The organism is Halalkalibacter alkalisediminis, from assembly GCF_028610705.1.
GTDB classification, from domain to species: domain Bacteria; phylum Bacillota; class Bacilli; order Bacillales; family Bacillaceae_D; genus Halalkalibacter; species Halalkalibacter alkalisediminis.
Map to the genome: position 1 here is coordinate 21,357 of NZ_JAQQWT010000006.1, position 23,141 is coordinate 44,497.

Annotated in this window: 25 protein-coding genes; 12 read left to right on the forward strand and 13 right to left on the reverse strand. The window is 37.2% G+C overall.

Features of this window, described 5'->3' with window-relative positions:
* Window positions 1–58: 58 nt before the first annotated feature.
* Window positions 59–706, reverse strand: a complete 648-nt coding sequence (gene mecA / locus PQ474_RS10840) for an adaptor protein MecA (protein ID WP_273842931.1) — start codon at window positions 704–706, stop codon at window positions 59–61.
* Between the two features lie 437 nt (window positions 707–1,143).
* On the opposite strand from mecA, the gene PQ474_RS10845 reads away from it, so the two are divergent.
* The gene (locus tag PQ474_RS10845; RefSeq protein WP_273842933.1) at window positions 1,144–1,806 is read left to right on the forward strand and encodes a TerC family protein; all 663 of its coding nucleotides are present in this window, start codon (window positions 1,144–1,146) and stop codon (window positions 1,804–1,806) included.
* A 261-nt stretch (window positions 1,807–2,067) separates the two neighbouring features.
* On the opposite strand, the gene spxA is transcribed toward PQ474_RS10845, so the two are convergent.
* The gene (gene spxA, locus PQ474_RS10850; RefSeq protein WP_035664923.1) at window positions 2,068–2,463 is read right to left on the reverse strand and encodes a transcriptional regulator SpxA; all 396 of its coding nucleotides are present in this window, start codon (window positions 2,461–2,463) and stop codon (window positions 2,068–2,070) included.
* Between the two features lie 356 nt (window positions 2,464–2,819).
* Between spxA and PQ474_RS10855 the strand changes: the two genes are divergently transcribed.
* Both PQ474_RS10855 and PQ474_RS10860 read left to right on the forward strand, forming a co-directional pair.
* Entirely contained in the window at window positions 2,820–4,028 is a 1,209-nt protein-coding gene (locus tag PQ474_RS10855) for an efflux RND transporter periplasmic adaptor subunit (protein WP_273842939.1), read from the forward strand.
* Window positions 4,029–4,036: 8 nt separating this feature from the next.
* Window positions 4,037–7,099: an efflux RND transporter permease subunit gene (locus PQ474_RS10860; protein WP_273842942.1), complete on the forward strand. Its 3,063-nt coding sequence runs from the start codon at window positions 4,037–4,039 to the stop codon at window positions 7,097–7,099.
* Window positions 7,100–7,162: 63 nt separating this feature from the next.
* Here PQ474_RS10860 and PQ474_RS10865 read toward each other — a convergent pair whose 3' ends face one another.
* The 5 genes from PQ474_RS10865 to trhA form a co-directional block, all read right to left on the reverse strand.
* Window positions 7,163–7,297 carry a hypothetical protein gene (locus PQ474_RS10865; RefSeq protein WP_273842944.1) on the reverse strand — a complete coding sequence of 45 codons (135 nt, stop codon included), beginning with the start codon at window positions 7,295–7,297 and terminating at the stop codon, window positions 7,163–7,165.
* A gap of 36 nt (window positions 7,298–7,333) precedes the next feature.
* Window positions 7,334–7,897 (reverse strand): GNAT family N-acetyltransferase, encoded by a 564-nt coding sequence (locus PQ474_RS10870; RefSeq protein WP_273842946.1) that lies wholly within the window; start codon window positions 7,895–7,897, stop codon window positions 7,334–7,336.
* A gap of 288 nt (window positions 7,898–8,185) precedes the next feature.
* Window positions 8,186–9,358 carry a putative glycoside hydrolase gene (locus tag PQ474_RS10875; protein WP_273843578.1) on the reverse strand — a complete coding sequence of 391 codons (1,173 nt, stop codon included), beginning with the start codon at window positions 9,356–9,358 and terminating at the stop codon, window positions 8,186–8,188.
* A 74-nt stretch (window positions 9,359–9,432) separates the two neighbouring features.
* Window positions 9,433–9,663 (reverse strand): MerR family transcriptional regulator, encoded by a 231-nt coding sequence (locus PQ474_RS10880; RefSeq protein WP_273842949.1) that lies wholly within the window; start codon window positions 9,661–9,663, stop codon window positions 9,433–9,435.
* Window positions 9,664–9,825: 162 nt separating this feature from the next.
* Window positions 9,826–10,473 (reverse strand): PAQR family membrane homeostasis protein TrhA, encoded by a 648-nt coding sequence (gene trhA, locus PQ474_RS10885; RefSeq protein ID WP_273842951.1) that lies wholly within the window; start codon window positions 10,471–10,473, stop codon window positions 9,826–9,828.
* A 172-nt stretch (window positions 10,474–10,645) separates the two neighbouring features.
* Between trhA and PQ474_RS10890 the strand changes: the two genes are divergently transcribed.
* Together PQ474_RS10890 and PQ474_RS10895 are read left to right on the forward strand one after the other, a co-directional pair.
* Window positions 10,646–11,182 (forward strand): HD domain-containing protein, encoded by a 537-nt coding sequence (locus PQ474_RS10890; RefSeq protein WP_273842953.1) that lies wholly within the window; start codon window positions 10,646–10,648, stop codon window positions 11,180–11,182.
* A 316-nt stretch (window positions 11,183–11,498) separates the two neighbouring features.
* Complete coding sequence (locus tag PQ474_RS10895; protein ID WP_273842955.1) at window positions 11,499–12,482, forward strand: sodium:calcium antiporter; 984 nt, start codon at window positions 11,499–11,501, stop codon at window positions 12,480–12,482.
* Window positions 12,483–12,541: 59 nt separating this feature from the next.
* On the opposite strand, the gene PQ474_RS10900 is transcribed toward PQ474_RS10895, so the two are convergent.
* Window positions 12,542–13,105: a TlpA disulfide reductase family protein gene (locus PQ474_RS10900; RefSeq protein WP_273842958.1), complete on the reverse strand. Its 564-nt coding sequence runs from the start codon at window positions 13,103–13,105 to the stop codon at window positions 12,542–12,544.
* Between the two features lie 509 nt (window positions 13,106–13,614).
* Between PQ474_RS10900 and PQ474_RS10905 the strand changes: the two genes are divergently transcribed.
* A complete protein-coding gene (locus PQ474_RS10905; protein ID WP_273842960.1) occupies window positions 13,615–13,758 on the forward strand; it encodes a hypothetical protein in 144 nt (47 codons plus the stop codon).
* Between the two features lie 55 nt (window positions 13,759–13,813).
* On the opposite strand, the gene PQ474_RS10910 is transcribed toward PQ474_RS10905, so the two are convergent.
* Window positions 13,814–14,692, reverse strand: a complete 879-nt coding sequence (locus tag PQ474_RS10910; RefSeq protein ID WP_273842962.1) for a diacylglycerol/lipid kinase family protein — start codon at window positions 14,690–14,692, stop codon at window positions 13,814–13,816.
* Window positions 14,693–14,854: 162 nt separating this feature from the next.
* On the opposite strand from PQ474_RS10910, the gene PQ474_RS10915 reads away from it, so the two are divergent.
* Window positions 14,855–16,093, forward strand: coding sequence for a zinc-dependent alcohol dehydrogenase (locus tag PQ474_RS10915; protein ID WP_273842964.1), 1,239 nt, complete (start codon window positions 14,855–14,857; stop codon window positions 16,091–16,093).
* 2 nt (window positions 16,094–16,095) lie between these two features.
* On the forward strand, window positions 16,096–17,187 hold the full coding sequence (locus PQ474_RS10920) for a class II aldolase/adducin family protein (RefSeq protein ID WP_273842966.1): 1,092 nt from the start codon (window positions 16,096–16,098) through the stop codon (window positions 17,185–17,187).
* Between the two features lie 46 nt (window positions 17,188–17,233).
* Here PQ474_RS10920 and PQ474_RS10925 read toward each other — a convergent pair whose 3' ends face one another.
* Window positions 17,234–18,352 carry an MGDG synthase family glycosyltransferase gene (locus PQ474_RS10925; RefSeq protein WP_273842968.1) on the reverse strand — a complete coding sequence of 373 codons (1,119 nt, stop codon included), beginning with the start codon at window positions 18,350–18,352 and terminating at the stop codon, window positions 17,234–17,236.
* A gap of 189 nt (window positions 18,353–18,541) precedes the next feature.
* On the opposite strand from PQ474_RS10925, the gene trpS reads away from it, so the two are divergent.
* Window positions 18,542–19,537, forward strand: coding sequence for a tryptophan--tRNA ligase (gene trpS / locus PQ474_RS10930; protein WP_273842970.1), 996 nt, complete (start codon window positions 18,542–18,544; stop codon window positions 19,535–19,537).
* A gap of 332 nt (window positions 19,538–19,869) precedes the next feature.
* Here trpS and PQ474_RS10935 read toward each other — a convergent pair whose 3' ends face one another.
* The 3 genes from PQ474_RS10935 to PQ474_RS10945 form a co-directional block, all read right to left on the reverse strand.
* The gene (locus PQ474_RS10935; protein WP_273842973.1) at window positions 19,870–20,613 is read right to left on the reverse strand and encodes a YjbA family protein; all 744 of its coding nucleotides are present in this window, start codon (window positions 20,611–20,613) and stop codon (window positions 19,870–19,872) included.
* Between the two features lie 97 nt (window positions 20,614–20,710).
* The gene (locus PQ474_RS10940) at window positions 20,711–20,932 is read right to left on the reverse strand and encodes a YuzI family membrane protein (RefSeq protein WP_273842974.1); all 222 of its coding nucleotides are present in this window, start codon (window positions 20,930–20,932) and stop codon (window positions 20,711–20,713) included.
* Between the two features lie 39 nt (window positions 20,933–20,971).
* On the reverse strand, window positions 20,972–21,802 hold the full coding sequence (locus tag PQ474_RS10945) for a DUF2268 domain-containing putative Zn-dependent protease (RefSeq protein ID WP_273842977.1): 831 nt from the start codon (window positions 21,800–21,802) through the stop codon (window positions 20,972–20,974).
* A 239-nt stretch (window positions 21,803–22,041) separates the two neighbouring features.
* Between PQ474_RS10945 and PQ474_RS10950 the strand changes: the two genes are divergently transcribed.
* From PQ474_RS10950 to gerPC, 3 genes are read left to right on the forward strand one after another with little or no spacing between them, the layout of a single operon-like run.
* Window positions 22,042–22,263 carry a spore germination protein gene (locus PQ474_RS10950; RefSeq protein ID WP_273842980.1) on the forward strand — a complete coding sequence of 74 codons (222 nt, stop codon included), beginning with the start codon at window positions 22,042–22,044 and terminating at the stop codon, window positions 22,261–22,263.
* Between the two features lie 12 nt (window positions 22,264–22,275).
* Window positions 22,276–22,497 (forward strand): spore germination protein GerPB, encoded by a 222-nt coding sequence (locus PQ474_RS10955; RefSeq protein ID WP_273842982.1) that lies wholly within the window; start codon window positions 22,276–22,278, stop codon window positions 22,495–22,497.
* A 17-nt stretch (window positions 22,498–22,514) separates the two neighbouring features.
* Complete coding sequence (gerPC, locus tag PQ474_RS10960; protein WP_273842983.1) at window positions 22,515–23,141, forward strand: spore germination protein GerPC; 627 nt, start codon at window positions 22,515–22,517, stop codon at window positions 23,139–23,141.

The window sequence follows — 23,141 nt, forward strand, 5'->3', positions numbered from 1 at the left end:
AGAATTGTTGTTTTGGGGTGTACTCAGGCATGTTCCAACTCACCCATGACATTCTCACTTACTTTGAAAATGACTTACGAATAACCGGTAATGCATTTTCCTTCACTATCTCTTTCCCATACTCCTTCATGCGATAGATGGAAAGATCGGATTCATATCCATATTCAAGCATTTGGCTTAACATATCATCCTGCTCGTCTTCGTTATATCGCTCATCATTAAAGAGTACGTGCAAGTAGTAAGTCCCCTCAAAATGGTACAACTCATTATATAGATCAGTAATAAAGAAATTGTGACTCAATGCGATAACATCTTCAAAATCTTTAAAACCAATTACAATTTCAAGATGATCATTTGTCGAATCTAATTCATCATCTTCGTTACCAGCCATTAAGTCAACAAGGCTTGATTCTCCTGAATCTTTGTCTGAAACCGGAATTTCTAATTTAACATTTCCATCTGAGACTTGACCTCTTGTAACAACAATTTCAAGCCCTTTATCTAACGCATGAATTTGAATCCATAAAGGTCCATCTAACTCAAATTCATCATCTCTATCGTTCGCTTCGTTCATCATTTCGAAGAAGAGCTCTTCTCCACGCTCACGATTATACCAAATTTCATCTCGATCAAAGCCTCTATCCTCAATATCTGTATACGTAATATAAAACTTAATGGTCGTATCATTGACGCGTTCAATATCCATTTTCGCTCTCCCTCCTAATCAGTAATAGCCGCTTAACTAACTCATGATGAGGTGTCTAGCCAGCCCTCTTCAATTCCTAAGTAAGGATAACAATTGTACACAGCTAACTCTTATAATACTATTTCGTTATTTGTGTTCATTTCCCTTCCTCACTTTAAAGAATCTTATAGGTAACTTCATTCCCTCTTCAGCATAAGATGCTTACTTCTATTTTATGATAAATCCTTTGAAATTGGAAATCTAAAAACTGGATTATATCATATTTTCAAAAAATCAGCGTTTCTCATCATATTTTTATCACCTAAACCATATTGTTTGTTTATAGGGTCAGACAAGCCCCATACATGTAACGAGCGACTGTTATTGATAAATGTATGAGGTGTTAATGATCATTATGAAACAAATAATGGAAATGAGCCAAAGGATGATGCTAAATTATGGAAACAGATTTTCTGATCTCTCTCTTAACTATTATTGGTATTGATATAATTTTAGGAGGTGACAACGCTATCGTTGTCGCACTCGCTTGTAGAAATTTACCAAAGGAAATTCGCAATCGCGCCATTATCCTTGGAATTGGTTTAGCCCTAGTCACGAGAATGTCCTTAACTGTTGTCGCTGTTCAACTATTAGAGATTCCCTTTCTCCTTGCTATAAGCGGTGCTCTTCTCATTTATATAGCGTATAGTTTATTATCCGATCAAGCCGATAAACGTGATATTGATGGAGGAACAAACCTTTGGAGCGCTATTAAAGCTATTATTATTGCTGATCTTGTAATGGGGTTTGATAATGTCATTGCTGTAGCAGGAGCCGCACATGGTGATCATCTATTAGTCATGATCGGTTTGCTTGTTTCGGTTCCCATTATTATTTGGGGTAGTAAATTAATCTTAAATGTATTTGACCGTTTTCCTATTATTGTATATTTGGGAGCCGGTATCCTTGCTTATACAGCTAGTCGAATGATCACACATGAGGAAATGCTAGCACCTTTATTTAGCCAGCATCCCCTGTTTACATTAACCTTTAAAATTTTCATTATAGCAGGAGTTATTATCGCCGGTGTTATTCGTATTAAGTTTCCAAAGAAAGATTAATACCTCAATATTACTTCTCTATGCGTGAATATCCCTAGTAATCCTTTAAGTGATGAGATACTCATTGCTTAGAGGTTTTTTGATTGCTTTCGGCTTTGAAAAACCTTTTAAGCTTCTCGAAGATAGCAATGGCTTCTCTCGCTGCGCGCCTTCTGAGATGGCAGCGGTTCTGCTCATTGCATAGAGCAATCCCAAAAGGGAAGGTCGCCCTTTTGGAATTGCTCTAAAACCCCTCTACATTTGATTGTAGAAGGGTTTTAATTAATTAACTAAGCGTTGAGCTTCCTGTAATTGGAACGTGCGTACTTTTCTTGGTAGAAAACGGCGGATTTCTGCATCGTTATATCCAACTTGCAAACGCTTTTCGTCGAAGATAATAGGACGACGTAGCAGGCCAGGGTTCTCGCTTATAATCTTAAATAAGGTTTGTAAAGGTAATGCCTCTAACTCTACATCTAATTCTTGAAAAACTTTAGAACGCGTTGAAATAATTTCATCGGTTCCATCTTCTGTCATTCTAACTACCTCTTTTACTTCTTCAATAGTTAATGGAGATGCGAAAATATTTCGTTCTTCAAAAGGAATATTATGCTCTTCTAGCCAAGCTTTTGCTTTTCGACATGATGTACAGCTAGGTGATGTTAATAATGTAACCATATAACGGACCTCTCCTTTCAAGTTTGAGATCTTAATGTCATTTTAGATTCATTTTTTTTTATTATACTCTTCTGTTTAACTTTTGTATATATAAAATATCTTTAAATTATACAAATATTAGACAAGGTTTGTTGAGCGATATAATATTAATTAAATACCCTCTAAATGACATTATAAACCTATTATACAAAAAAATCTTTTCTAAACAAATATGTTTATTTAGTCATTTTAAAACTATTCTCTTTTTAGACTCATACTTGTCACATGATTGTCACACCTTAAGTAGAGGTGGAATTTTTGTTATTTACCAGTTTTCTTCTGACATAATACATATTTTTCTCTAGGAGCTGAATTCATTGAAAAATTGGTTTTGGCTAGTACTCTTATTCATTTTTATTCCTGCCTGCGCTACCGATGATATTACAAGTGACCAAATTGAACGGCAACGTCTGCTTGTTGATGTTGCAACCATTGAGCAAAGCTCAATCAATCAAAAACTAGAGTTATCTGGACAAGTACTTCCTCGAAATCAAGTACCTCTTGTGACAGCACTACCACTTGAAGTAAAAGAGTTACACGTTGAAGTTGGACAAACAGTAGAAGCTGGTGAACGATTGCTCACCCTTGAAGACCGTGAAGCTCTTAGACAATTAAATCAAGCTCGCAGTGCAGTTACTCAGTTAGAAAAAGCCCTCGCTCAGGCTAGGGAAATAAATCAATCAATCGCAAGCAATGTCGGTAACCTACAAGAATTGCAGCAAGAGTTACAGAAATCGATTGATCGTTCACGTGCAGTTATTGACGAATTAAATCGAGATGAACTTGAAGATTCACTCATTGACTTACTACAGACATCTCTTGAAGTTTCACTTAACCAAGCAGAGTTAGCTCAAGCAGCTAGTTCTGGGAATTTCACACTCGTTAATACGATTGAACTCGAAATTCAATTAGAAAGTGCTGAAAATGCTGTTAAGCAAGCTGAGGAAGCTGTGCAATCTTCAAATGTAGTTGCTCCTATAACTGGCGTTGTATCGCAAGTAGATGTAACTGTTGGCCAGACCGCTTTGCCTAGTCAACCTTTAATAGTCATCTCAGATTTAGCTAAAATGGATGCAGTGTTTTCGGTTAATAGTTTTCAAGTAGCCAAGCTTACTTCCGGATTACCTGCAACGCTTTCTATTACAGGAATTGATGACACTCTAACTGGGGCGATCTCAACCATATCACCCGTTATCAATCCACAAACGAATACCTTTTCCGTCCTGGTCCCATTAGAAAATGAATCCTTACGCTTAAAAGGCGGAATGAGAACAAATGCTGTTATCGATTTAGATACGATTACTGAAACAATAGTTGTTCCTGCTAACGGTCTTTTATACGAAAGCGGAGAACCCTATGTTTTTGTCGTCACAGAGAATACGGCGAGAAGGCAAGAGGTAGAGCTAGGTTCAAGAGAAGGAGAATGGATAGAAGTGATTTCTGGTCTTGAAGAGAATGATCAAATTGTGACCACTGGTAAAGAACGATTGACTGACGGTTCCGAAATTACGATTCGAAGTGAGTGAAAAAAGCGATGAATTTAGCAAAACTTTCTGTACTTAGGCCAGTAGCAATGGCAATGGTGATCGTCCTATTAATTATATTAGGAACGGTTTCGTTACGAAATCTACCTGTCGACCTTTTCCCTGAATTAAACTTTCCAGTTGTAGCCGTTACTGCCTCTTATGAAGGGGCTGGTCCTGAGGAAATTGAACAACTCATTACGCGTCCTATTGAAGAGATGATAGCAAGTGTACCAAACGTTGAATCCGTTTCATCTACATCTAGAACAGGCGGAGCTTTAATTCTCGTTTCCTTTGACTGGGGTACAAATCTTGATTTTGCTACCCTTACTATGCGAGAGCGAATTGATCAAATTCGCGAAAATTTACCTGCTGGAGTTGCTGCTCCTCAAGTGATGCGCTTTGACCCTAGTATGCTTCCAATTGTTCAGCTAGCGATAACTGAACCAAGAGAAAACATTGCTGAGGCTAAAAAGCTCATTGAAAATGAAATTCAACCGAGGCTTGATTCTATTGATGGTGTGGCTGCTGTTCAGATAGAAGGAGGAATTGACCAAGAAATTCGTCTTGATGTTGATCCTGAGAGTCTTGCGAATTATGGCCTAAGTATAACGGATTTACAACAACTTATCGGTAGCGAGAATCTTAATATTCCAGGTGGACAAATACAAGATGCTAATCAGAGTTTGCCTATACGTGTTACCGGGGAATTTCAATCGGTTTACGATCTGGAAATTTTACCAATCACAACTCGTGAAGGTTTAATTCCTCTTGGTGAACTTGTCACAATCATTGAGACAACCGCGCCCATTTCACAGCAAAGTTATTTGAATGGAATACCTACTGTAGGCTTATCGGTACTTAAAGCATCTGGTACTAACACAGTTACAGTAGCAAGGTCCATTAATAGAGAGATAATAGAATTAAAGAGCCTTCTACCAGAAGGTGTCGAAATTGAAACAATCTTTGATCAGAGCCGTTTTATTGAACAATCCATTCGTGCCGTCGCTTGGAACATTGTTCTTGGCGGGGTTTTAGCTGCTTTTGTTTTATATACTTTTTTAAGGAATGTTAGAAGTACTCTTATTATCGGGCTTTCTATTCCTATTTCAATTATTACAACGTTCCTCTTTCTTTATTTTTATGGAGAAACGCTAAATATCTTAACGCTTGGAGGGCTTGCACTAGGTGTTGGGATGATGGTTGATAACGCAATCGTTATCTTAGAGAACATCTACAGAAAAAGGCAATTAGGAGAAGGAATGAAGGAAGCCTCTATTAATGGGACCAATGAAATTGGCGGGGCGATTGTGGCTTCGACCTTAACAACAGTTGTCGTCTTTCTTCCCATTGTTTTTGTAGATGGTTTAGCCGCTCAATTGTTTAAACCACTTGCGATTACAGTTGCCTTTTCACTACTTGCATCCTTAATTACAGCCCTAATCATAGTGCCTTTATTATCGTCCACCTTTATGCAAGTGAATGACGATACATCAGCTTTTCAACGTGGTTTTGATAGAACCAGAGCTCTATATAAACGATTACTTACTGCCGCATTAACAAAGCCAAAAACCATTCTTTATTCTACATTCGCTCTTCTAGCTGTTGCCCTTGCTTGCATCCCTTTACTCGGGACAGAATTCTTACCAGCTCAAGATCAAAGTTTCATCAGTGTAGATGTAAGAATGCCGGTAGGTACTTCTTTAGAAGCTACCAATGAGGCGGCAAAAGAGATTGATGAACAACTTGAGTGGATTCCTGAGGTTGATCTTTCTTTTGTAACCGTTGGAGGCACCGATACCTTTACGATCGGAGCAGGCTCTCAAGCGAACCGAGCTTCTTATAGTATCTTGCTTAAGGATGTGAGGGAAAGGAATCGAACAGATCTGATGATCGCCGAAGATATTCGCAAACGTCTACAGATTATTCCTAATGCAGATATTTCGGTTTCGGCTAGTGACACCGGATTTTCTGATAGCCCTGTATCCATTACGGTTAAAGGGCCAGACCTTCAAACATTAAAAAGAATTACAGATAATATTATTACGAGCATTTCAAAAGTGGACGGAATACGAGAACCTTCGTCTAACTACACAGAAGGAAATCCAGAGGTGACAGTTGTCATCAATCGACAGGCCGCCGCGTCCTACGGAGTAGGTAGCGCTCAAATTGCCAACACAATTGGAAATGCGACTAGAGGTATGATCGCTACTCGCTTAGCCCGTAATGGAGAAGAGATTAATGTCCGCTTACAAGTCGAAGACCGTTATACAGCCTCAGTTGATCAATTAGAGCAACTGTTAATTGATACACCAACCGGTGAGAGAATTCCTTTAGCAGCTGTTGCAAATATTGAACTTGGACAAGGTCCTAGTTCTATTCGAAGAGCCGATCGTTTACGTGAAGTCACCGTGCGAGCCGATATTTTAAACCGTGATTTAGGAAGTGTCATTGATGATATTGAAACAAGACTGAAAGAAGAAGTACGAACCACTTTACCGAGTGGTTACCGGATCTCATTTGGAGGACAAAATGAACAGATGAATGACGCTTTTTTCAAATTAGGTGGAGCCATCTCCTTAGCTGTCGTTCTTGTTTATATGGTTATGGCAGGTCGCTTTGAATCCTTTTTTTATCCATTTATTATTATGTTTTCTGTACCCGTTACAGCTATAGGGATCATTTTTGGATTACTTTTAACAAACCAACCTATTGGCGTTGGCTCTCTCATTGGGATATTAATTTTAACGGGCATCGTGGTAAATAATGCGATTGTACTCGTTGATTACATCAATACGTTAAAGAACAAGGGGCTTTCAACCTATGAGGCAATCATTGAAGCGGGTCCTACAAGATTAAGACCGATTTTAATGACTGCTTTAACAACGATACTAGGTTTAATCCCCCTCACATTAGGGTTTGGAGAGGGAACAGAAGTTCAAAAGCCTATGGCCATTGTAATTGTTTTTGGTTTAACTGTTTCTACTTTTATTACGTTAATTCTTATTCCAGTCATTTACGATATAACCGATAAGAGAAAAAGGAAAAAACAAGAAAAACAACTAGAGCTTTAAAAAAATCCGATCTCATATTTCGTGAGAACGGATTTTTTTTACTAAATTACTTTCGGTTTACTATTAAGCTGTTGTTCGACGCGATGATTGTGGCATAGGGCCTCGCTTTGTTCGTTGTTTCCAATCTTGTACATTTTTCTTTAGAAAATCTTTTAGCATCTCTCTTTTTTTCTTACGCTTTATAACTTTACGTTTCAAACGAATCACCTCATTATTTAATGAACGATTCAATCCCTACACAGTCGCTTGGTCCTTATCTTCTTCATAAGTGAGAACTACATCAACATCTTCATAAGACTCACCATAAAGTTCTTTATCTTTATACGTGTGAATATTCTCGTAAGTGTGCTTCATTTTTTCGTAAATGCTTTTTTCTGGTTCATCTGTAGGTGACCAGTAAAGAATTTCTAATTCATTTACTTCATTCGTTGCAAGCGAGCGTCTTCTGTACCCAATTGACTGTGCGTGCTTGAAGCCTTCTCGACTATAAAAGCGTTGGCGCTTTTTTGTATCTGTGTCTTCATAATCCACTGGCTCCACTTCAAGGATAATTGGCTTTTGTTTTTGTTTTAGTTGATTTAACAACTTCTTTCCGAGTCCTTGGCCTCTTGCATCCTTTGAGACAAAAAGATAATCGACAAAGACGAAATCGTCAGTTTCTACATACATCATAACATGATTTCGGCCTTCATCTTTATGGTAAATATCAGCTTTTTCTTTTAAAAGTAATTCCATATGTTCCTTCGACTTCATTTCTTCTATCGGAAAATATTTATTTAGCTTCTCATACCAATTCATTTTCAGACCTCCATCATACTTTATATCCTTAGTATAAGCTTTCTACTTAAAAGGATAAACTTCACCAATTACGCATTTAGTTGCGAAACAACCCTTTTATTCCTATCATTTCTATATTATGCAAACATCTCATACAATTACACAGTTATCCTCTAAATTAAAACTTGTCTCTTGATAGATGAACGAGAATAAGTAACAATCCTTCTTTAAGCACCTGAATTAACTTAACATTCACACTTAAAAGGCCAAATCTTGTATGATTTAGCCTTTCCTAAATTTACTTTTTTATCATGGTTTATAATTAACGCCATCTGAATAACGATTTGAGGCATTCCAAAGTAGAAACTCGTTAATTCCTTGCTCATTTAAAGCTCTAATTTGAGCTTCTACCTCTTCTGAACCATAGCGTTTATAATTACCTGAACCCAGCCAAGATGCCGTAAAATCTTGAATCCATGGGCGCGAAGTCGGCGGATTATCTAATCCGCTTAATACTTCATTTTCTACCTTTGCATAAGCCTTAGTTAATTCATAAGGGTATAAATCTGGCTTATCTATGCCAAAATAAGGTGTCCAATGACTAGGATAAATCATGGAAGAAATCACGTCGACATTTTCCGAAATCTTTGAGAAGTTTTGTCCTATTCCTGGAGCTTCTGTAATTGTTGCTGCATAACCAAAAATGTCAACCGAAACATCTACCCCGTATGGAGAAAGCTCTTCCCTAGCATAAGCAACAAAATCTGTAACAGCAGCAACCCTTCTTTGGGCATTGTTCTCCCCATCAGTATAGTCTCCTCCCTCATATTCAAGAACCTCATCCCTTCGTTCAAACCCTTCAGGAAAACGAACATAATCAAATTGAATTTCTTTAAAACCGAGTTCGGCAGCTTTTTTTGCAATCGTAATATTATAATCCCATACTTCTTTTAAAAATGGGTTAACGAATGCTTCTCCTCTCCCGTTTTTCCAAACTTTTCCGTTATCTTTAAACGATAGTTCAGGCTTCTTTTCAGCTAAAACCGTATCTTTAAATACAACGATACGAGCAATCGGATAAATGTTATTATCCTCTAATGTCTTCATTAATTTCTCTGGATTCCCAATAAAATTTTGAGAAATATCATGGTAAGGAGATCCTTCTTCAGGTCGGTAAGTTAAGTAACCATGGTCATCTTTAATATCTATGACCATTGAGTTCAATTCGGTGTTATTGAGCAATTCGAGTAAACTGTTAAATCGTTCTCCTCCTGCAGAATTGCCTGTTACATACACACCACGCACCCCATCCTCTGGGTATTCAAATGTGTATCCTGAATTATACACAAACCGAACTAAATTTTCAGGTAATTCAAATTCTTTTTTTGTCATTAGCTTATTTTGATGCTCTTTTGCTTTGAGTAACTCTGTCTGTTCTGCTTGTACAGAATAAGGTCCAACTAAGCCAAAGAAACAAAGCATGAGCACAACAACCACTTTCCCCACCAGATCACAACCTTTTTTTTGGTATTGTGTTCATACATTTAGTCTATGTATTAATCTTCATCTTTAGCATCCCAATCTTCAGGAATCGGTTCCTCAGCTTCCAGTGTTAACTGTTTACGTTTTATATCAAGCTGTTCCTTATGCCAAAGAAATTGCTCCTGATTTAACAAGTGGTTTTCTCCATCAAATATTGTTTTTACGTGCCCTAAACGGATTTGTTGTAATATATAATCCTCTGATAAATCTAAGTATTTCGCTAATTCTTTAACTGTCACATACATGTTGTAATTCCCTCCTCCTAAAAATTATACCGTCTATATACTTTAGTGTCATCCATACATTACCCTAACCACTTCAATTCTAAAAAGAATCAAATGAGTAACAAGCACCGATCCCTAACACAGAACAAAAGCCAGCGAACAAAACAGTTCACTGGCTTTTAATTAAGAAATCGGTAATACATAAAGTAAAATTAAAAAGAAATGGACAATCGTACCAGCTAAAACAAATAGATGCCAAATAGCATGATGATATTTAAATCCTCGCCACACATAAAAGACCGTTCCTACTGTGTAACAAATTCCACCAATAAATAGCAAGGCTATTCCAGTCGTTGGAAGTGTTTGGACCAACGGCTTAATGGCGAAAATAGCCAACCAACCCATTGCTATATAAAAAACAGTAGAAAGAAACAGAAATTTTTTCACAAAAAAGATTTTAAACACAATCCCAATGGTTGCAATTCCCCAAACAATTCCAAATAAAGTCCATCCAAGTGCACCTTGAACAACAATAAATAAAAGTGGTGTATACGTTCCAGCAATAAACAAATAGATGGAAGAATGATCAAAGATTTCAAATAAATCTTTTGCCCTCCCTTTTGGTAAGGCATGAACCATTGTAGAAGAAAAATATAGTAAAAGCATGGTAGCTCCATAAATGGAGAAACTAACGATATGCCAAACTGAACCATGAATGCTTGCAAATACAACCAATAAAACAAGTGCTGCGATACTTAGGACGACTCCGATACCATGAGTAATAGCATTAGCTATCTCTTCACCTTTTGAAAACGTATGTGTTGTTGCCATGTCTAACCCCTTTCACTAAACCCTAAATTCATTATACACCTATTATTGTTGTCAATTCTACCCTTTTCAATAAATAGTTGTTGCAATTACTTTTCCAAATCTATATAATAGATGAAATATACTTTTTTTACGAGCAGATTATTTAACATCCCAGACAAAGGAGGAATGTCTCATGAGACATGTTACGTTAGTTCAGTTGTTTGATCATCCAATTACTCAAAAGTATGTAAAGCGGTCGGGTATGGCCCACGCTGTTGCATGTGCATATCATGCCTTTCGTCTCGCAAAAAAACACAAAGTGGACCCAGACCGTGCGACAAAGGCTGCATTCTTACACGACATCGGTCATTACACATGGTATCGAGACGGAAAATGGGATTACGACTTATACAAAGAAAATGATATACATGCAATCAAAGGATCTGAGCGTGCGCACAAATTGTTAATCAGACTTGGTGAACATCCTCGTACTGCTAAAGAAATAGCTTTAGCGATTCTCCTTCACACCGATTCCTATTTACCCGAAGGTTACCTTGAATTAAACCCCCTGCAACATGTTGTTGCTTTAGCAGATGAGCTAGACGAAGAACCTGGTGGAGACCATCATTATCGAACGATTTCAGACGATCGTGCAAGACGAATGTTAGACAGACTTGATCGTAAAATTGAATCTACCCTCATACAAAACGAAATGAAACATTCTATGTAACGCCCATTAAAGTTGACTCGACTTTTAAAAGTACGGAGGATTCGACCTAGATCCATACCGAGTCAACTATTTTAGTGATTGACTGGTTGAAAGCCTCATGCTACAGTTAACTTACACAATTAAATACCCTAAAAAGGGGAGTAGCGACCTTTGGTCAATGAGTCGTCATGACGGTGATGAAAATCACTCGGTTCATTGAGCTTTGATGTTTTACATTTCAAAGTACGCAAGACCTTTTTATGAGAGTCCGTATTTCCGGGTAGACTTTCATAAAAGGGTCTTTTTTTGTGTCATTTATTCATAGGGGGTATGATTTATGGTGTTTTTTGGCTTTATTTTAGCCGCCATTATTACCGTTTTAGCAGCCATCAAGTTGTCTACATACGCTGATACCATTGGAGAAAAAACATCTCTAGGTGGAATGATGGTTGGAACACTCTTGCTAGCAGGAGCTACTTCTCTTCCAGAAGTGACAACGAGCGTATCTGCGATTGTCCTTGATAGTCCAGATATTGCCGTCGGAAATGTTTTCGGAAGCAATATGTTTAATTTGCTTATTATCGCTAGCTTTGATCTTTATTTCCGTAAACAACAAATTTTCAAGAACGCGGAACGTGCACACCTCTATACGGCTAGCGTCGGACTTTTACTTGCCATAGTCGCGCTCCTAGCTCTTTCATTGAAGATTGACTATACCTTTTTAGGAATTGGACTGGACATTTGGATCCTGATGGCGATTTATGTTTTAGGGATACGACTCATTTCGTACTTGTCGAAAAAACATCCTCAAGAACCTGTTGTCGAACCAGAGGAATACAACATGTCTGCTATTTCTTTAAAACGAGCTGTAATTGGATTTGTTATAGCAGCCCTTGTTATTATGGGTGCGGGTACGCTTTTAACCGTTACAGGTGATCAGATTGCCGTTATTACTGGGCTTGGAGCAAGTTTTGTTGGGAGTTTTCTAATTGCAGCAACAACCTCTCTACCAGAAGCGGTAGCGGTCCTTGTGGCTCTACAGCTTAGAAATTATAATTTGGCTATCGGGTCAATTTTGGGAAGTAATTTATTTAACATCTTAATTTTGGCTGCATCTGATGTGTTTTATCAAAAAGGATCCATTATTGCAGCGGTCTCCAACGTTCATCAAATTACAGCAGCTGCTGTCGGTATTTTATCCATTGTTATACTATATACGCTAATTAGAAAACCAAGAGTCTCGAGCTTTAGATACGCTTTACCATCGGTTGTTCTAGTGATCTTATACTTTATTTCCTCTTATTTAATCTTTATCCAATAGAAAAGAGACTGCGGAGGCTACTGAATTTATTTCAGTAGCCTCTTTCTGCGGTCTCTTCTTTACTCCCTAAATATCACAAGATCTTGCATGAGTTCAAACGTTAATCCCCCGTTTACGCGTTGGACAATCATTCCCTGCTCATCTATGACGACAGTCGTTGGAATTCCAATAATTTGATATTTCTTCATAATCTCTCCGTCTACATCTAGTAGTGGATCGAAAGAGGCGCGATAATGTTGTAAAAATGGACGTATTTCCTCTTTACTTCTTTCTTGACTAGTCATATTAACAGCTAAGAATGCTGCCCCTTTTTCTTGTAACTTCTTTTCCATCTCGACAATGACAGGCATCTCTTCTTGACAAGGATGACACCAGGTAGCAAAAAAATTAATAACAACTGGCTGTCCGAGGTAATCTTCTAGATCAACTTGATTACCCTTTAATGTAGTCAGTTCAAATGACAATGCTTCCTGTCCTACCTGAACACCTTGCTGAATAGAAGCGGACACTGCTTCTTCTACTTGTTGATACACACTTTCTGATTGACTATACATAAAACCGACTCCACATAGAAGAAGAATAAGAACACTTCGATAAAATGCTTGACTTTTTTTCTTTTTCATCATTCATGCCTCTTTTCGTTCATATTTAAAAATATTTGTTATAATGAAACTGATGTATTTGTGAAAAATACGCATTAATTAGATTTTCTGAGAAACCGCTCAAGTTAAAGGTATAGGCCATACCTACGAGACAACAGAAAAAGGTAAAACCCTTACCTTTTTCTGTTGTCTCTATAAACGTATGTCCTAATTGGTAAAATCATGCGAAATGAGGTTTATTGCTTTGTCCAAAATTCAGATTTTTCAACTCATAGCTGTCTTCATACTAGTGATATTCGTAATCTTTTCTTACCGTAGTGAAACAACGATTACCTGGCTATTTTATGTTATTGCACTTTTAAATATAGGATTATGGATTCTAAGACTTTTAGAACGAAGACGAAAAGAGAAACAATGAAAAAGGAAGTGAGCTCGGCTCACTTCCTTTTTTTCATTTGCATTTCGCATGAATTTATTCGTATTGGTACATATTATCTATACAACAACTATCAAAAGCAGGAGGGTTATTTATGAAAGAAATACTGAATAAAATTAAAACCTTTTCCTATCAATTTTTCAATCTTCTCTTTATTTTAGAATATGAGGATCTTCATAAAGAAAGCAAAATGAAAAAAAAAACATCGAACTCTCAGTCCGCCTTGAATAAATCATAAACCTTCGGATAAGATCTGACCTTCACGCTCATCCAGCTGGTCAGATTTTTTAATTTTATGAAATCACATGAAAGGCATCTTTTGTAACTGTAACCGTTGTTGGAGTTTGTCCCATTATTTCACCGTCAGCCGTAACATATAAAGGCTCGTTACTTTCTACCTCTATAGATTCCACTTGAACATATTCAACTCCAGTCATTGTCACATGCTTTCCTTTAAAAACAGCTGCCAATATAAATAATAACCGCCATTTAGGTAGACTATGTATGATACAAATATCGAGCTTTCCATCATTACTCGTTGCATCGGGACAAATTTTCATTCCTCCTCCGTAATAAGGATGATTGGCTATTGCAATTAGCCAGACTCTTTCAAAAATGCGTTCTTCTCCATTTAACAAAAGTTTTGTATATGTAGGTTTATAGCTTATAAGTACTTTAAATATAATAAAAAAATAAGCAAGTCCACCAAACCATTTTTTAAGCTTCATCTCATTTGCTTCTTTTGCCACTTTTCCATCAAATCCAATTCCCACTACGGTCATACAATGGCGATCTCCTATTTTTAAAAGATCAATGGTTTGCTGACCCTTTTTTAGAATCCTATCGATTTCTTGTTCATAATCTTTTGTAATCCCTCTTGCTCTAGCAAAATCATTACCAGACCCTGTTGGAATAACTGTGAATGGATAGACGGTCCCTATTAGTTGATTTATGATTTCATGAATCGTTCCATCGCCACCAAGAGCGACAACACCATCCACACGGCTGTTTCTACTTTTTATAGTAGAAATGTACTCGAGCACTTCTATTTTATTGCTTGAAAGTAACACCATGTATGTGACCTTTTTTTCTTTGAGAATTCCCTCAATTTCGTTCCATATTTTTATAGAACGTCCATTTCCAGATGTTTTATTTACAATAAAATAATACATACATAATCCCCCCCTTTTTGCCTGTATTTTTCCCTATTTCACTCTCAATATACAAAGATAATTATGCCAATGTAAAGGAAAAATATGAATAATATACGTTTATTTGCACAAATTACTAGTAATTACGTTTCTACTGAAATATGTATGAGGGAGGTGATAAATGTGAATGCATTACAATTTAATTTCAACATACCGAAATATGTATTTACAAAAACAATTGGTCGCTGGGTCCCTTCCGTTCATTGGCATCCACGGTTTTCATGTTTAAGTTGGAATGATACAGAGGAGCCTTCCTTACCAAATGAAGATTGGGTCAAGATTAAAGTCAAATATGGTGGTATATGTGGAAGTGACATGAATTTGCTTTTTCTTCACGATAGTCCAACTACATCACCTTATGTTTCGTTTCCCTTCACGATTGGACATGAAGCCGTTGGAGAAATTTCAGAATTAGGACAAAATGTGCAAAATCATAGACTAGGCCAACGTGTGGTCGTTAATCCAGTTCTTTCGTGTGAAAGCAGAGGTTTAGAGCCTTGTCCCGCTTGTATTCGAGGGGATGAGAGCTTATGTCAACAAAAAACAAAAGGGGCTATTGAGTCCGGCCTTCTCATCGGGGCTTGTCGAGATACAGGTGGAAGTTGGAGTCCTTATTTAGTGGCACATAAGAGCCAAGTATTAACACTACCTGATGAAGTAAATGATTTAAACGGTGTCTTAGTGGAACCATTTAGTTGCGCCTTGCATGCCGTATTACGTAATCCACCTAAAGATCGAGATAACGTTCTTGTCATAGGTGCTGGAGTGATTGGATTATCTGTTGTGGCAGCTATCAAAGCTCTTGGTTATTCGTGTAACATAACCGTTTTAGTGAAACATCCTTTCCAAGGTGAAATGGCTCAAACACTTGGTGCAGATAAAGTCATTTACCTCGATAAGCAATATGTACAGTCCACGACCGATGCATTAGGAGCTGAAGTATTAAAACCTTTATTTGGACCAGAAGTTATTCAAGGTGGGGCAAATATTGTCTATGAATGTGTCGGAAAGAAACAAAGTGTAACAGACGCGCTTCGCTTTACAGAAAGTGGAGGAAAAGTTGTCATTCTTGGTTTGGCTAGCATTATGAAGAAAATAGACTGGACAACGGTCTGGTTAAACGAATTAACCGTTAAAGGGTGTTTTGCGTATAGTACAAATGTTTTTGAAGGAGAAAAAAGAAATACCCTTCAAATTGCCATTGAATTGATGAGAAGAGGCAAGGTGGACCTTTCTCCACTTATAACCCATCAATACCCTCTAAATGAATATAAGGTAGCTTTCAATACCATTACAAAAAGAAACCGTGAGAATGCTTTGAAAGTTATCTTCAACCATGATCAAACTACTGTTGGAGGCTAACAATGAAAAACTTTACACTGAGCTCAAATCCGTCTAGTTCATTCCTACAATGGATGTCACAAGGGTTAGTAACCACGTTTTCTAAAAATGGATTTTCATACACAGATGATCACACAGACCCATTACAACTGGTTTTTCACTTCGTCGCTGAAGATGACATTAAACCATTCCGCCGAAAAGCACAGGCCACTTTTGTTGTCGGTATTTTAGAAAATAAAGGAAAACCATATGATCTTTTTACAGAAGTATATCCTTTTCTTGTCCGCTCATTAGCCAACCACTTTATGTATATCAATCACCAAACAGGAAAAACGGATGTTCATTTTCTGACACCAGAACAAGGCTGTTATTCTATTAGCTATCAAGAAGGTGACGATGTAGAGGCATTTTTCGTAAAGATTTACAAACGTCTTGAGCCGTTAACTTGTTCGCGTCTTGTCATTGACAATCATTTTTCTGAAGACTTACCTCCTACTCTGTGGGAAGGGGATCAAATTACAAGTGAGCTAAGCAAGTCAGGGAAAAAACTAGATGAAATGAATTTATTACCTGCACCTTTTCCGTTAGATAAATATTTAAACGATCGAGACATGCGTCATTTGAAAAAATTGTATGGTCTCGGTGGATTGAGTTATGGAAATCTAAGCGCTCGTTCGGATGAGGATCATTTCTGGATGAGTGCTAGTGGAATTAATAAAGCAGATATGAAAGAGATAGGTCGAGATATTCTCTATATTAAAGGATATAACGATCATGATAATTTTATGGAAGTAAGTATTCCGCCAAATGTCACTCCTAAAAGAGCGTCTGTCGATGCGATTGAACATTGGATGATTTATAAAGAGCACCCTGACGTAGGCGCGATTGTTCATATTCATGCTTGGATGGATGGAATTAAGGCAACTGAAATCAACTATCCATGTGGTACGTATGAACTGGCTGAAACTGTTGCAACCCTTATTAGAGAATCTGATAATCCTTCCGAAACAATTATCGGTTTAAAAAATCACGGCCTTACCATCACTGGACCTTCTTTAGAGAACATTTTCAATCGAATAGAAGGAAAAATCCAACGCCAAGTTCCGATGTCATAAATGCAACTGGTTAAGAGGTGACTCTATTTAGAGCCACCTCTTTTCATTATAATACTTGTTCTTTTGTGCTTTCTAATTTCTTGATGAGATAGGCTATATGTTTAGCCGCATCAGGTTTCTTTAATTTTCTCGCATTATGGACTAACTCGCTATAGTACTCATCATTAAATAAAATCTTCTGCAGCAAGTGTCTTACATCATCTATCGCTTCTGCTTTGACGGCAGTACCAAAGTCCATTAAAAAATCTGCGTTATCTTCTTCATGACCTGGAACAGGCTGATAAATTAAGATGGGCGTTTCACAGGCTAATGCTTCTGCCATTGTTAGTCCACCTGCCTTAGATAAAATGACATCACTTGCCCTTAAGTAATCAGTGAAACATTCCGTATATGGAATGATATGGACTCGATGTTTACTCGGAAAAGCTCTTATTTGATTTTCAAGGTCTATATTTGTCCCTGTCATACATAGAACTTGTATACAACAGTCTAGTTGTTCAATCGATTCAAGAATATCTACGTATTTTCCTAAGCCTAATCCTCCCCCTGTAATGAGGACGGTCTTCTCATCAGGTTGAAGCTTCAAGTCATTTCTAATCTTCCACCGCGGCACTTGAATATCTGGAATCGCTTTAATCGGAATCCCCGTGTAAAACAACTGATTAATAGGCACATTGTAATCAGTGGAAAATTGATCCAAATGTGGTGATGCAGTAAAATAACCGTCTATCTCTGGCCTTACGTAAGCAGGATGTAAATATAAATCAGTAATGACCGTATACAAAGGAATGTCTAAATTCTTTCTTTTTTTTAATCTTGCTAAAAAAGCCGTTACAAAAGGATGAGTCGAAATCATAATATTGGTTCGTTGCTTATTGACAATCGCATTTAATTTTTCACAAAAGAACGTTCCTAATTGGTCCATGATTAGAAACCATGAGTACTCTTCACTATATCGATACAGTCTCCCCCAAAGACGTGGAGTTTTTTCAATCATTTTCAAATAAAATTCCAAAAAGGTTTTATGCAACAACGGATGGATCGATTGAAAAGTGTCTACAATATGAACCGTCTCACCTTGGAGTTCCAATTGCTCCTTTAACGCCTTGGAAGCTTCGTTATGACCATTTCCGATCGATGCGGAAAAGATGGTAATTTGACTCATAAGCGAACCTCACTTTCTTCACATTGCTATCATTCGTTCAATATGATTAAAGTTAGTTTTCACTTTATTTTCAATAACATTCATCAATCAAACATGAGAAAATTTGGTTCTATCTCTGCTTTACATGCCTATGTTTTTTTCCAACAATCTGCTATGATTTGATGTAGATGAGAGTAAGGAAGGATGACGATGATGAAAACGGTATTTTCAGGTATACAACCAAGTGGTACGTTAACCCTTGGAAATTATTTAGGAGCCATGAAGCACTTTGTCGAGATGCAAAACGATTATAATTGTTATTTCTGTATTGTCGACCAACACGCAATAACAGTTCCACAAGATCGCTTAAAACTACGCGAGAACATTCGAAGCTTGGCTGCTTTGTATTTGGCAGTAGGGATCAATCAAGATAAGGCTACGTTATTTATCCAATCAGAGGTTCCTGCACACGCTCAACTCGGTTGGCTTATGCAATGTGTATCTTATATTGGTGAACTCGAGCGTATGACACAATTTAAAGATAAATCAGACGGAAAAGAAGCCGTTTCATCTGCGTTGCTTACCTATCCGCCATTAATGGCTGCTGATATCTTGCTTTATCAAACAGATATCGTACCAGTAGGTGAAGATCAAAAACAGCATTTAGAATTAACTCGAGATCTGGCTGAACGTTTTAATAAGAAGTATAATGATATTTTTACGATTCCAGAAGTGAAAATTCCCAAAGTCGGGGCTCGGATCATGTCATTAAATGACCCAAGTAAAAAAATGAGCAAATCTAATCCAAATGCAAAGAGTTATATCTCCATGTTGGATGATCCAGCAACCATTACAAAGAAAATTAAAAGTGCCGTAACAGACACGGAAGGGACTATTCGTTTTGATCGAGACGAAAAACCAGCCGTATCCAATTTGCTTTCTATCTACTCTCTTTGTTCGGGAGAAACGATTGAGGAAATTGAGAAGAAATATGTAGGAAAAGGCTATGGAGACTTCAAGAGTGATCTTGCGGAAGTCGTTGTAGAAACACTTCGTCCGATTCAGGAACGTTACTATAAGTTAATTGAATCTGAGGAACTTGACCTGATTCTAGATCAAGGTGCTGAAAAAGCAAACCGTGTTGCAACACGAATGATGACTAAAGCCGAAAATGCAATGGGCCTTGGTCGCAAAAAACGTAAATAAACATCAGCGTCATGACCTATACTGGATCATGACGCTGATGTTATTTTTCTTATAATAAAAAAGACGAGAGTAAACCTCGCCTTTTTTATTTTAGTAACCGCTATTTTTTTTCATGATCTTTCCTACGAAGAATGAAAGGCCAAGTGTTCCAACTAGTAATACTACTGTTAAGATCTGCATTACTAAATAGGCGAAATTATCCATAAAAGTCCCTCCTCCATTCTAACACTTACTTCACTTATTATAGGAGAGTTCGCAATTGTTGTAAATGGATGATAAATTGTTACTTGGACTTTTTCTAAATGAACTACTTCGTTTTCACAATCCGTTCATTATTTTACACTTGCACCATGTTCAAGCTCCCATAATTTTTCAAAGAAAGCTTGTCCTCTAACCATGGCTTCGCAAAGCTGGTGATGTCTTTGTGTCCAGCCTTCACGTATTTCCTCATAGAGTTGCTCCCATGCTTCATCTCTTCCAAGTAATTGAATGCGCATATAATCATTAGGACGCCACTCTGTATACCAATAACGGACTTCTGCGTCTGTACCGGACGAATAAAGCTGATCTAAAGCCATATACAACAATTGCTTTAATTGACGTTCTTTCCTTGTTAATCCCCGAAGATCGTTCGGATTTGGTGATAAAATGTGATATTCTTTTTCATTGTCTTCCGTTAACTCAAATTGTTTGAACTCATTTTGTTTTAATTGTTCGTACACCATTTGTTCTTGTCTCGGCGTAAGGCGACTCTTTCGGATAGGTGTTTTATACCCCATCGTGTCAATCGCAATAATTCGTTCTCCATCTGTTGCGATAAAGCAATAATCTAACTGAATTCGTGACATGTTTTTACGTAAGTAACTTTGTTGATGAACTTCAGCCAGCAGATCATCCGGCAAATCGGATAGGTTATTTTCAATATAATGAAAAAGCTCTGCGCTGACATACACTAGTATGGCTTGATCCAATACTTCAATTCTGTCATCTCTTCTCCATTCATGAAAATCACACACATTGTACCCATTTTCCTCACCTTCAAACCAATTGACCCATACGTCCCGGATATGGACCATAAAGACCCCCCTTACCGTAAAATCATTTTGTATCCTCAGTATAGGCAAGGGACAACCAGTTTATTCCACAGTCTCTCAATTCATTCCAAATAATCGTTTATTTTTTCCTTTTTTGTTTATTTCTTGTCGGAATGGTCATGGCACCAACAATCATTATGACACCAATAATGAATACATAAAACTCAATACTCCTAACAATAAATTGAAGGTACATCGTAAATTCATATCCTGCCGTCAGTAAATTTAAATACGCTAATATACTAACACCACCAACAACAGCAAAAATAAATCCACAAAAAACGAAAAATAATCGTATCATGAGCTATCACACCAAACAATCTTCATTTCATATGCCTCCTTAACGTCTGAAATTTGAACGTTCCAAAATGGTCTCGGCTGGTATATGAAGTAGATTATTCGTTGTATCTGTATGACTCGTAGCCGAGTTCACCATTTTATAACCGATATAATATCCTAACCATAAAGGTATTCCATGCATCTCACTTCCATAAAGATATGGTAGGTGTTTTTGACGACCTCTTACTCGTAAATTAGGCTTAATCCAGTGATTGTACCAATCTACATTCCAACTATTATCATAACGTGAAGTCCAAGTTGCACAAGCTAACGCCCCCATCTCCTCTTCCACTGCTTTTTCAGCAAGCCCCTCCATTACCATTGATTCAAGCAAAACCATCTCATCCTCCGTTTGCTTTGTTGCAGCTAACCGACAAGCATGGTGGTATTCATGGGTAATGAGAGCAAGAAGATCTTCTGTAGTCGTATAAGAACGAATAAATAACAGAATCCCCTTCTCAATTGTTAATCCTGTCTTGGCACCAAGTTCAACTTCTAAAAACCTATTTTGATCGGTCAATGGCAAAATATAGATTTTCACATCTGGTCCATTCCATTTGTTCTTTAATTTATTAAATTGCTTTTGGACGATCAACCAAGGTACTTTCTTCTGCCATTTCTCATACTCTATATCAATCGTTTGTTCTGGATGGAATAAACCCAGTTGCAGTAAATATTGATGGAGCCCTAAAATATCAGTGGTTGAAAATAAATCATTCAATGGTTGGATGATGACCTCACGTTGGCATTCCACTTTTTCCTCAATCGTTCTAGCTTTATTCCACTTATATATATAGGCACTTAGCCATTTATCTGTGCGAACAACCCCCATGACCTGACACCCTCCTTACTATTACTATATGAAGGGGATGTCTATAATGAACCAACTTATGCCTTTTTTTGATTAAATTTTTTATTTCTTTCTGTTGTTTTTTTATGTACTTAAGAAGAAGATATCCATCTTATATAAACTGACGATTAAAACTACCTGTCCCGATTTCAATTCATATGAACGTTTGTCACGATTTTACATACTCTGATTAGTAGCTATTGATAAGAAAAGGTGGTTCTATGCCTGCAATTGTAGGAGCCGTAAAAGTAAATAGTGTTGGTAACAGTGGAGTTTTTAATATTGGTGATGTCTATAGAATGGCACCACAAAGTACCGCTAAAACATTTGCGGGAGCCGGTTCATTTAATACAGGTGATTATTTAAGAGTTAGAAACGATAAAAGTATAACGAACACGTATGACAATGATGTTGCTGACTCAAATATCAAATCTCTCGCATAAAAGGAGGCTAGTATGAACTTCCATATTAATCAAAGCATTACGATTCACTCGTTAAGAGTAGATGGGATAACCAACTCTTCAATATTACAAATTGGGAGTGCCGGGATGATTAAGTCATTGTCGAACCTTTACAATACAGGCGGTTTTACCGAACCCGCACCAGAAGCAGGAGAATTTGAAGCAAGACCTCCTCTAGTTCCTCTTGCTCCTCCTAGCGGTGCAACATCAGTTTAAAAAAGGGAGGAGATTTTATGTATTATAACAATGTAGATATGACTCAAAATCTCCAGTACATCTATAGTTACCTAAATTCACAACAAGAAAGAATCAATTATTTAGAAGCGACGATTCAACAACTTCAAAACGAAATGAATGCGCTGAAGCAAAATCCCGCTTCCAATATTGAAAGAATTGAATATAAGTTTGATCAACTAAAAGTAGAGAGGTTAGAAGGAACACTAAATATTGGCATCACTCCACAAAACGGTGGAAATTCAATTGAGGATTTCACCGTCGCCCAACAAGAACTAAACGTTCCTCAAGCTACCGCGCAGCCATCAGATTTATTCAAAAATGTGAGAAGTCAAATTCATCACTATTTAAATGGAGAATGTTATCAAGTGTTCAATACCATCGAACAACAGAATCATTACTTTTTAGATAATCATTATCGTCAATATATTATTCAAGACATTAAAGGGCAAATTGATTCACGTATTCAGTATTATCTTACTCAACTGAACCAGGATAACAATCTGAACAATCAAGGTAATACTGAACAACTTGAAACTATGACGATTAATAAGGTGAAAGAAGATATTCATAAGACGTATGATGAATTCATTAAACATTTACCACAGAAGGAGTCTGATTCCTAA

Coding starts and splice junctions, on each gene's coding strand:
- mecA (WP_273842931.1), bottom strand. CDS start 706: ATGGATATTGAACGCGTCAATGATACGACCATTAAGTTTTATATTACG.
- PQ474_RS10845 (WP_273842933.1), top strand. CDS start 1,144: ATGGAAACAGATTTTCTGATCTCTCTCTTAACTATTATTGGTATTGAT.
- spxA (WP_035664923.1), bottom strand. CDS start 2,463: ATGGTTACATTATTAACATCACCTAGCTGTACATCATGTCGAAAAGCA.
- PQ474_RS10860 (WP_273842942.1), top strand. CDS start 4,037: ATGAATTTAGCAAAACTTTCTGTACTTAGGCCAGTAGCAATGGCAATG.
- PQ474_RS10870 (WP_273842946.1), bottom strand. CDS start 7,897: ATGAATTGGTATGAGAAGCTAAATAAATATTTTCCGATAGAAGAAATG.
- PQ474_RS10875 (WP_273843578.1), bottom strand. CDS start 9,358: ATGCTTTGTTTCTTTGGCTTAGTTGGACCTTATTCTGTACAAGCAGAA.
- PQ474_RS10880 (WP_273842949.1), bottom strand. CDS start 9,663: ATGTATGTGACAGTTAAAGAATTAGCGAAATACTTAGATTTATCAGAG.
- trhA (WP_273842951.1), bottom strand. CDS start 10,473: ATGGCAACAACACATACGTTTTCAAAAGGTGAAGAGATAGCTAATGCT.
- PQ474_RS10890 (WP_273842953.1), top strand. CDS start 10,646: ATGAGACATGTTACGTTAGTTCAGTTGTTTGATCATCCAATTACTCAA.
- PQ474_RS10895 (WP_273842955.1), top strand. CDS start 11,499: ATGGTGTTTTTTGGCTTTATTTTAGCCGCCATTATTACCGTTTTAGCA.
- PQ474_RS10900 (WP_273842958.1), bottom strand. CDS start 13,105: ATGAAAAAGAAAAAAAGTCAAGCATTTTATCGAAGTGTTCTTATTCTT.
- PQ474_RS10905 (WP_273842960.1), top strand. CDS start 13,615: ATGAAAGAAATACTGAATAAAATTAAAACCTTTTCCTATCAATTTTTC.
- PQ474_RS10910 (WP_273842962.1), bottom strand. CDS start 14,692: ATGTATTATTTTATTGTAAATAAAACATCTGGAAATGGACGTTCTATA.
- PQ474_RS10920 (WP_273842966.1), top strand. CDS start 16,096: ATGAAAAACTTTACACTGAGCTCAAATCCGTCTAGTTCATTCCTACAA.
- PQ474_RS10925 (WP_273842968.1), bottom strand. CDS start 18,352: ATGAGTCAAATTACCATCTTTTCCGCATCGATCGGAAATGGTCATAAC.
- trpS (WP_273842970.1), top strand. CDS start 18,542: ATGATGAAAACGGTATTTTCAGGTATACAACCAAGTGGTACGTTAACC.
- PQ474_RS10935 (WP_273842973.1), bottom strand. CDS start 20,613: ATGGTCCATATCCGGGACGTATGGGTCAATTGGTTTGAAGGTGAGGAA.
- PQ474_RS10940 (WP_273842974.1), bottom strand. CDS start 20,932: ATGATACGATTATTTTTCGTTTTTTGTGGATTTATTTTTGCTGTTGTT.
- PQ474_RS10945 (WP_273842977.1), bottom strand. CDS start 21,802: ATGGGGGTTGTTCGCACAGATAAATGGCTAAGTGCCTATATATATAAG.
- PQ474_RS10950 (WP_273842980.1), top strand. CDS start 22,042: ATGCCTGCAATTGTAGGAGCCGTAAAAGTAAATAGTGTTGGTAACAGT.
- PQ474_RS10955 (WP_273842982.1), top strand. CDS start 22,276: ATGAACTTCCATATTAATCAAAGCATTACGATTCACTCGTTAAGAGTA.
- gerPC (WP_273842983.1), top strand. CDS start 22,515: ATGTATTATAACAATGTAGATATGACTCAAAATCTCCAGTACATCTAT.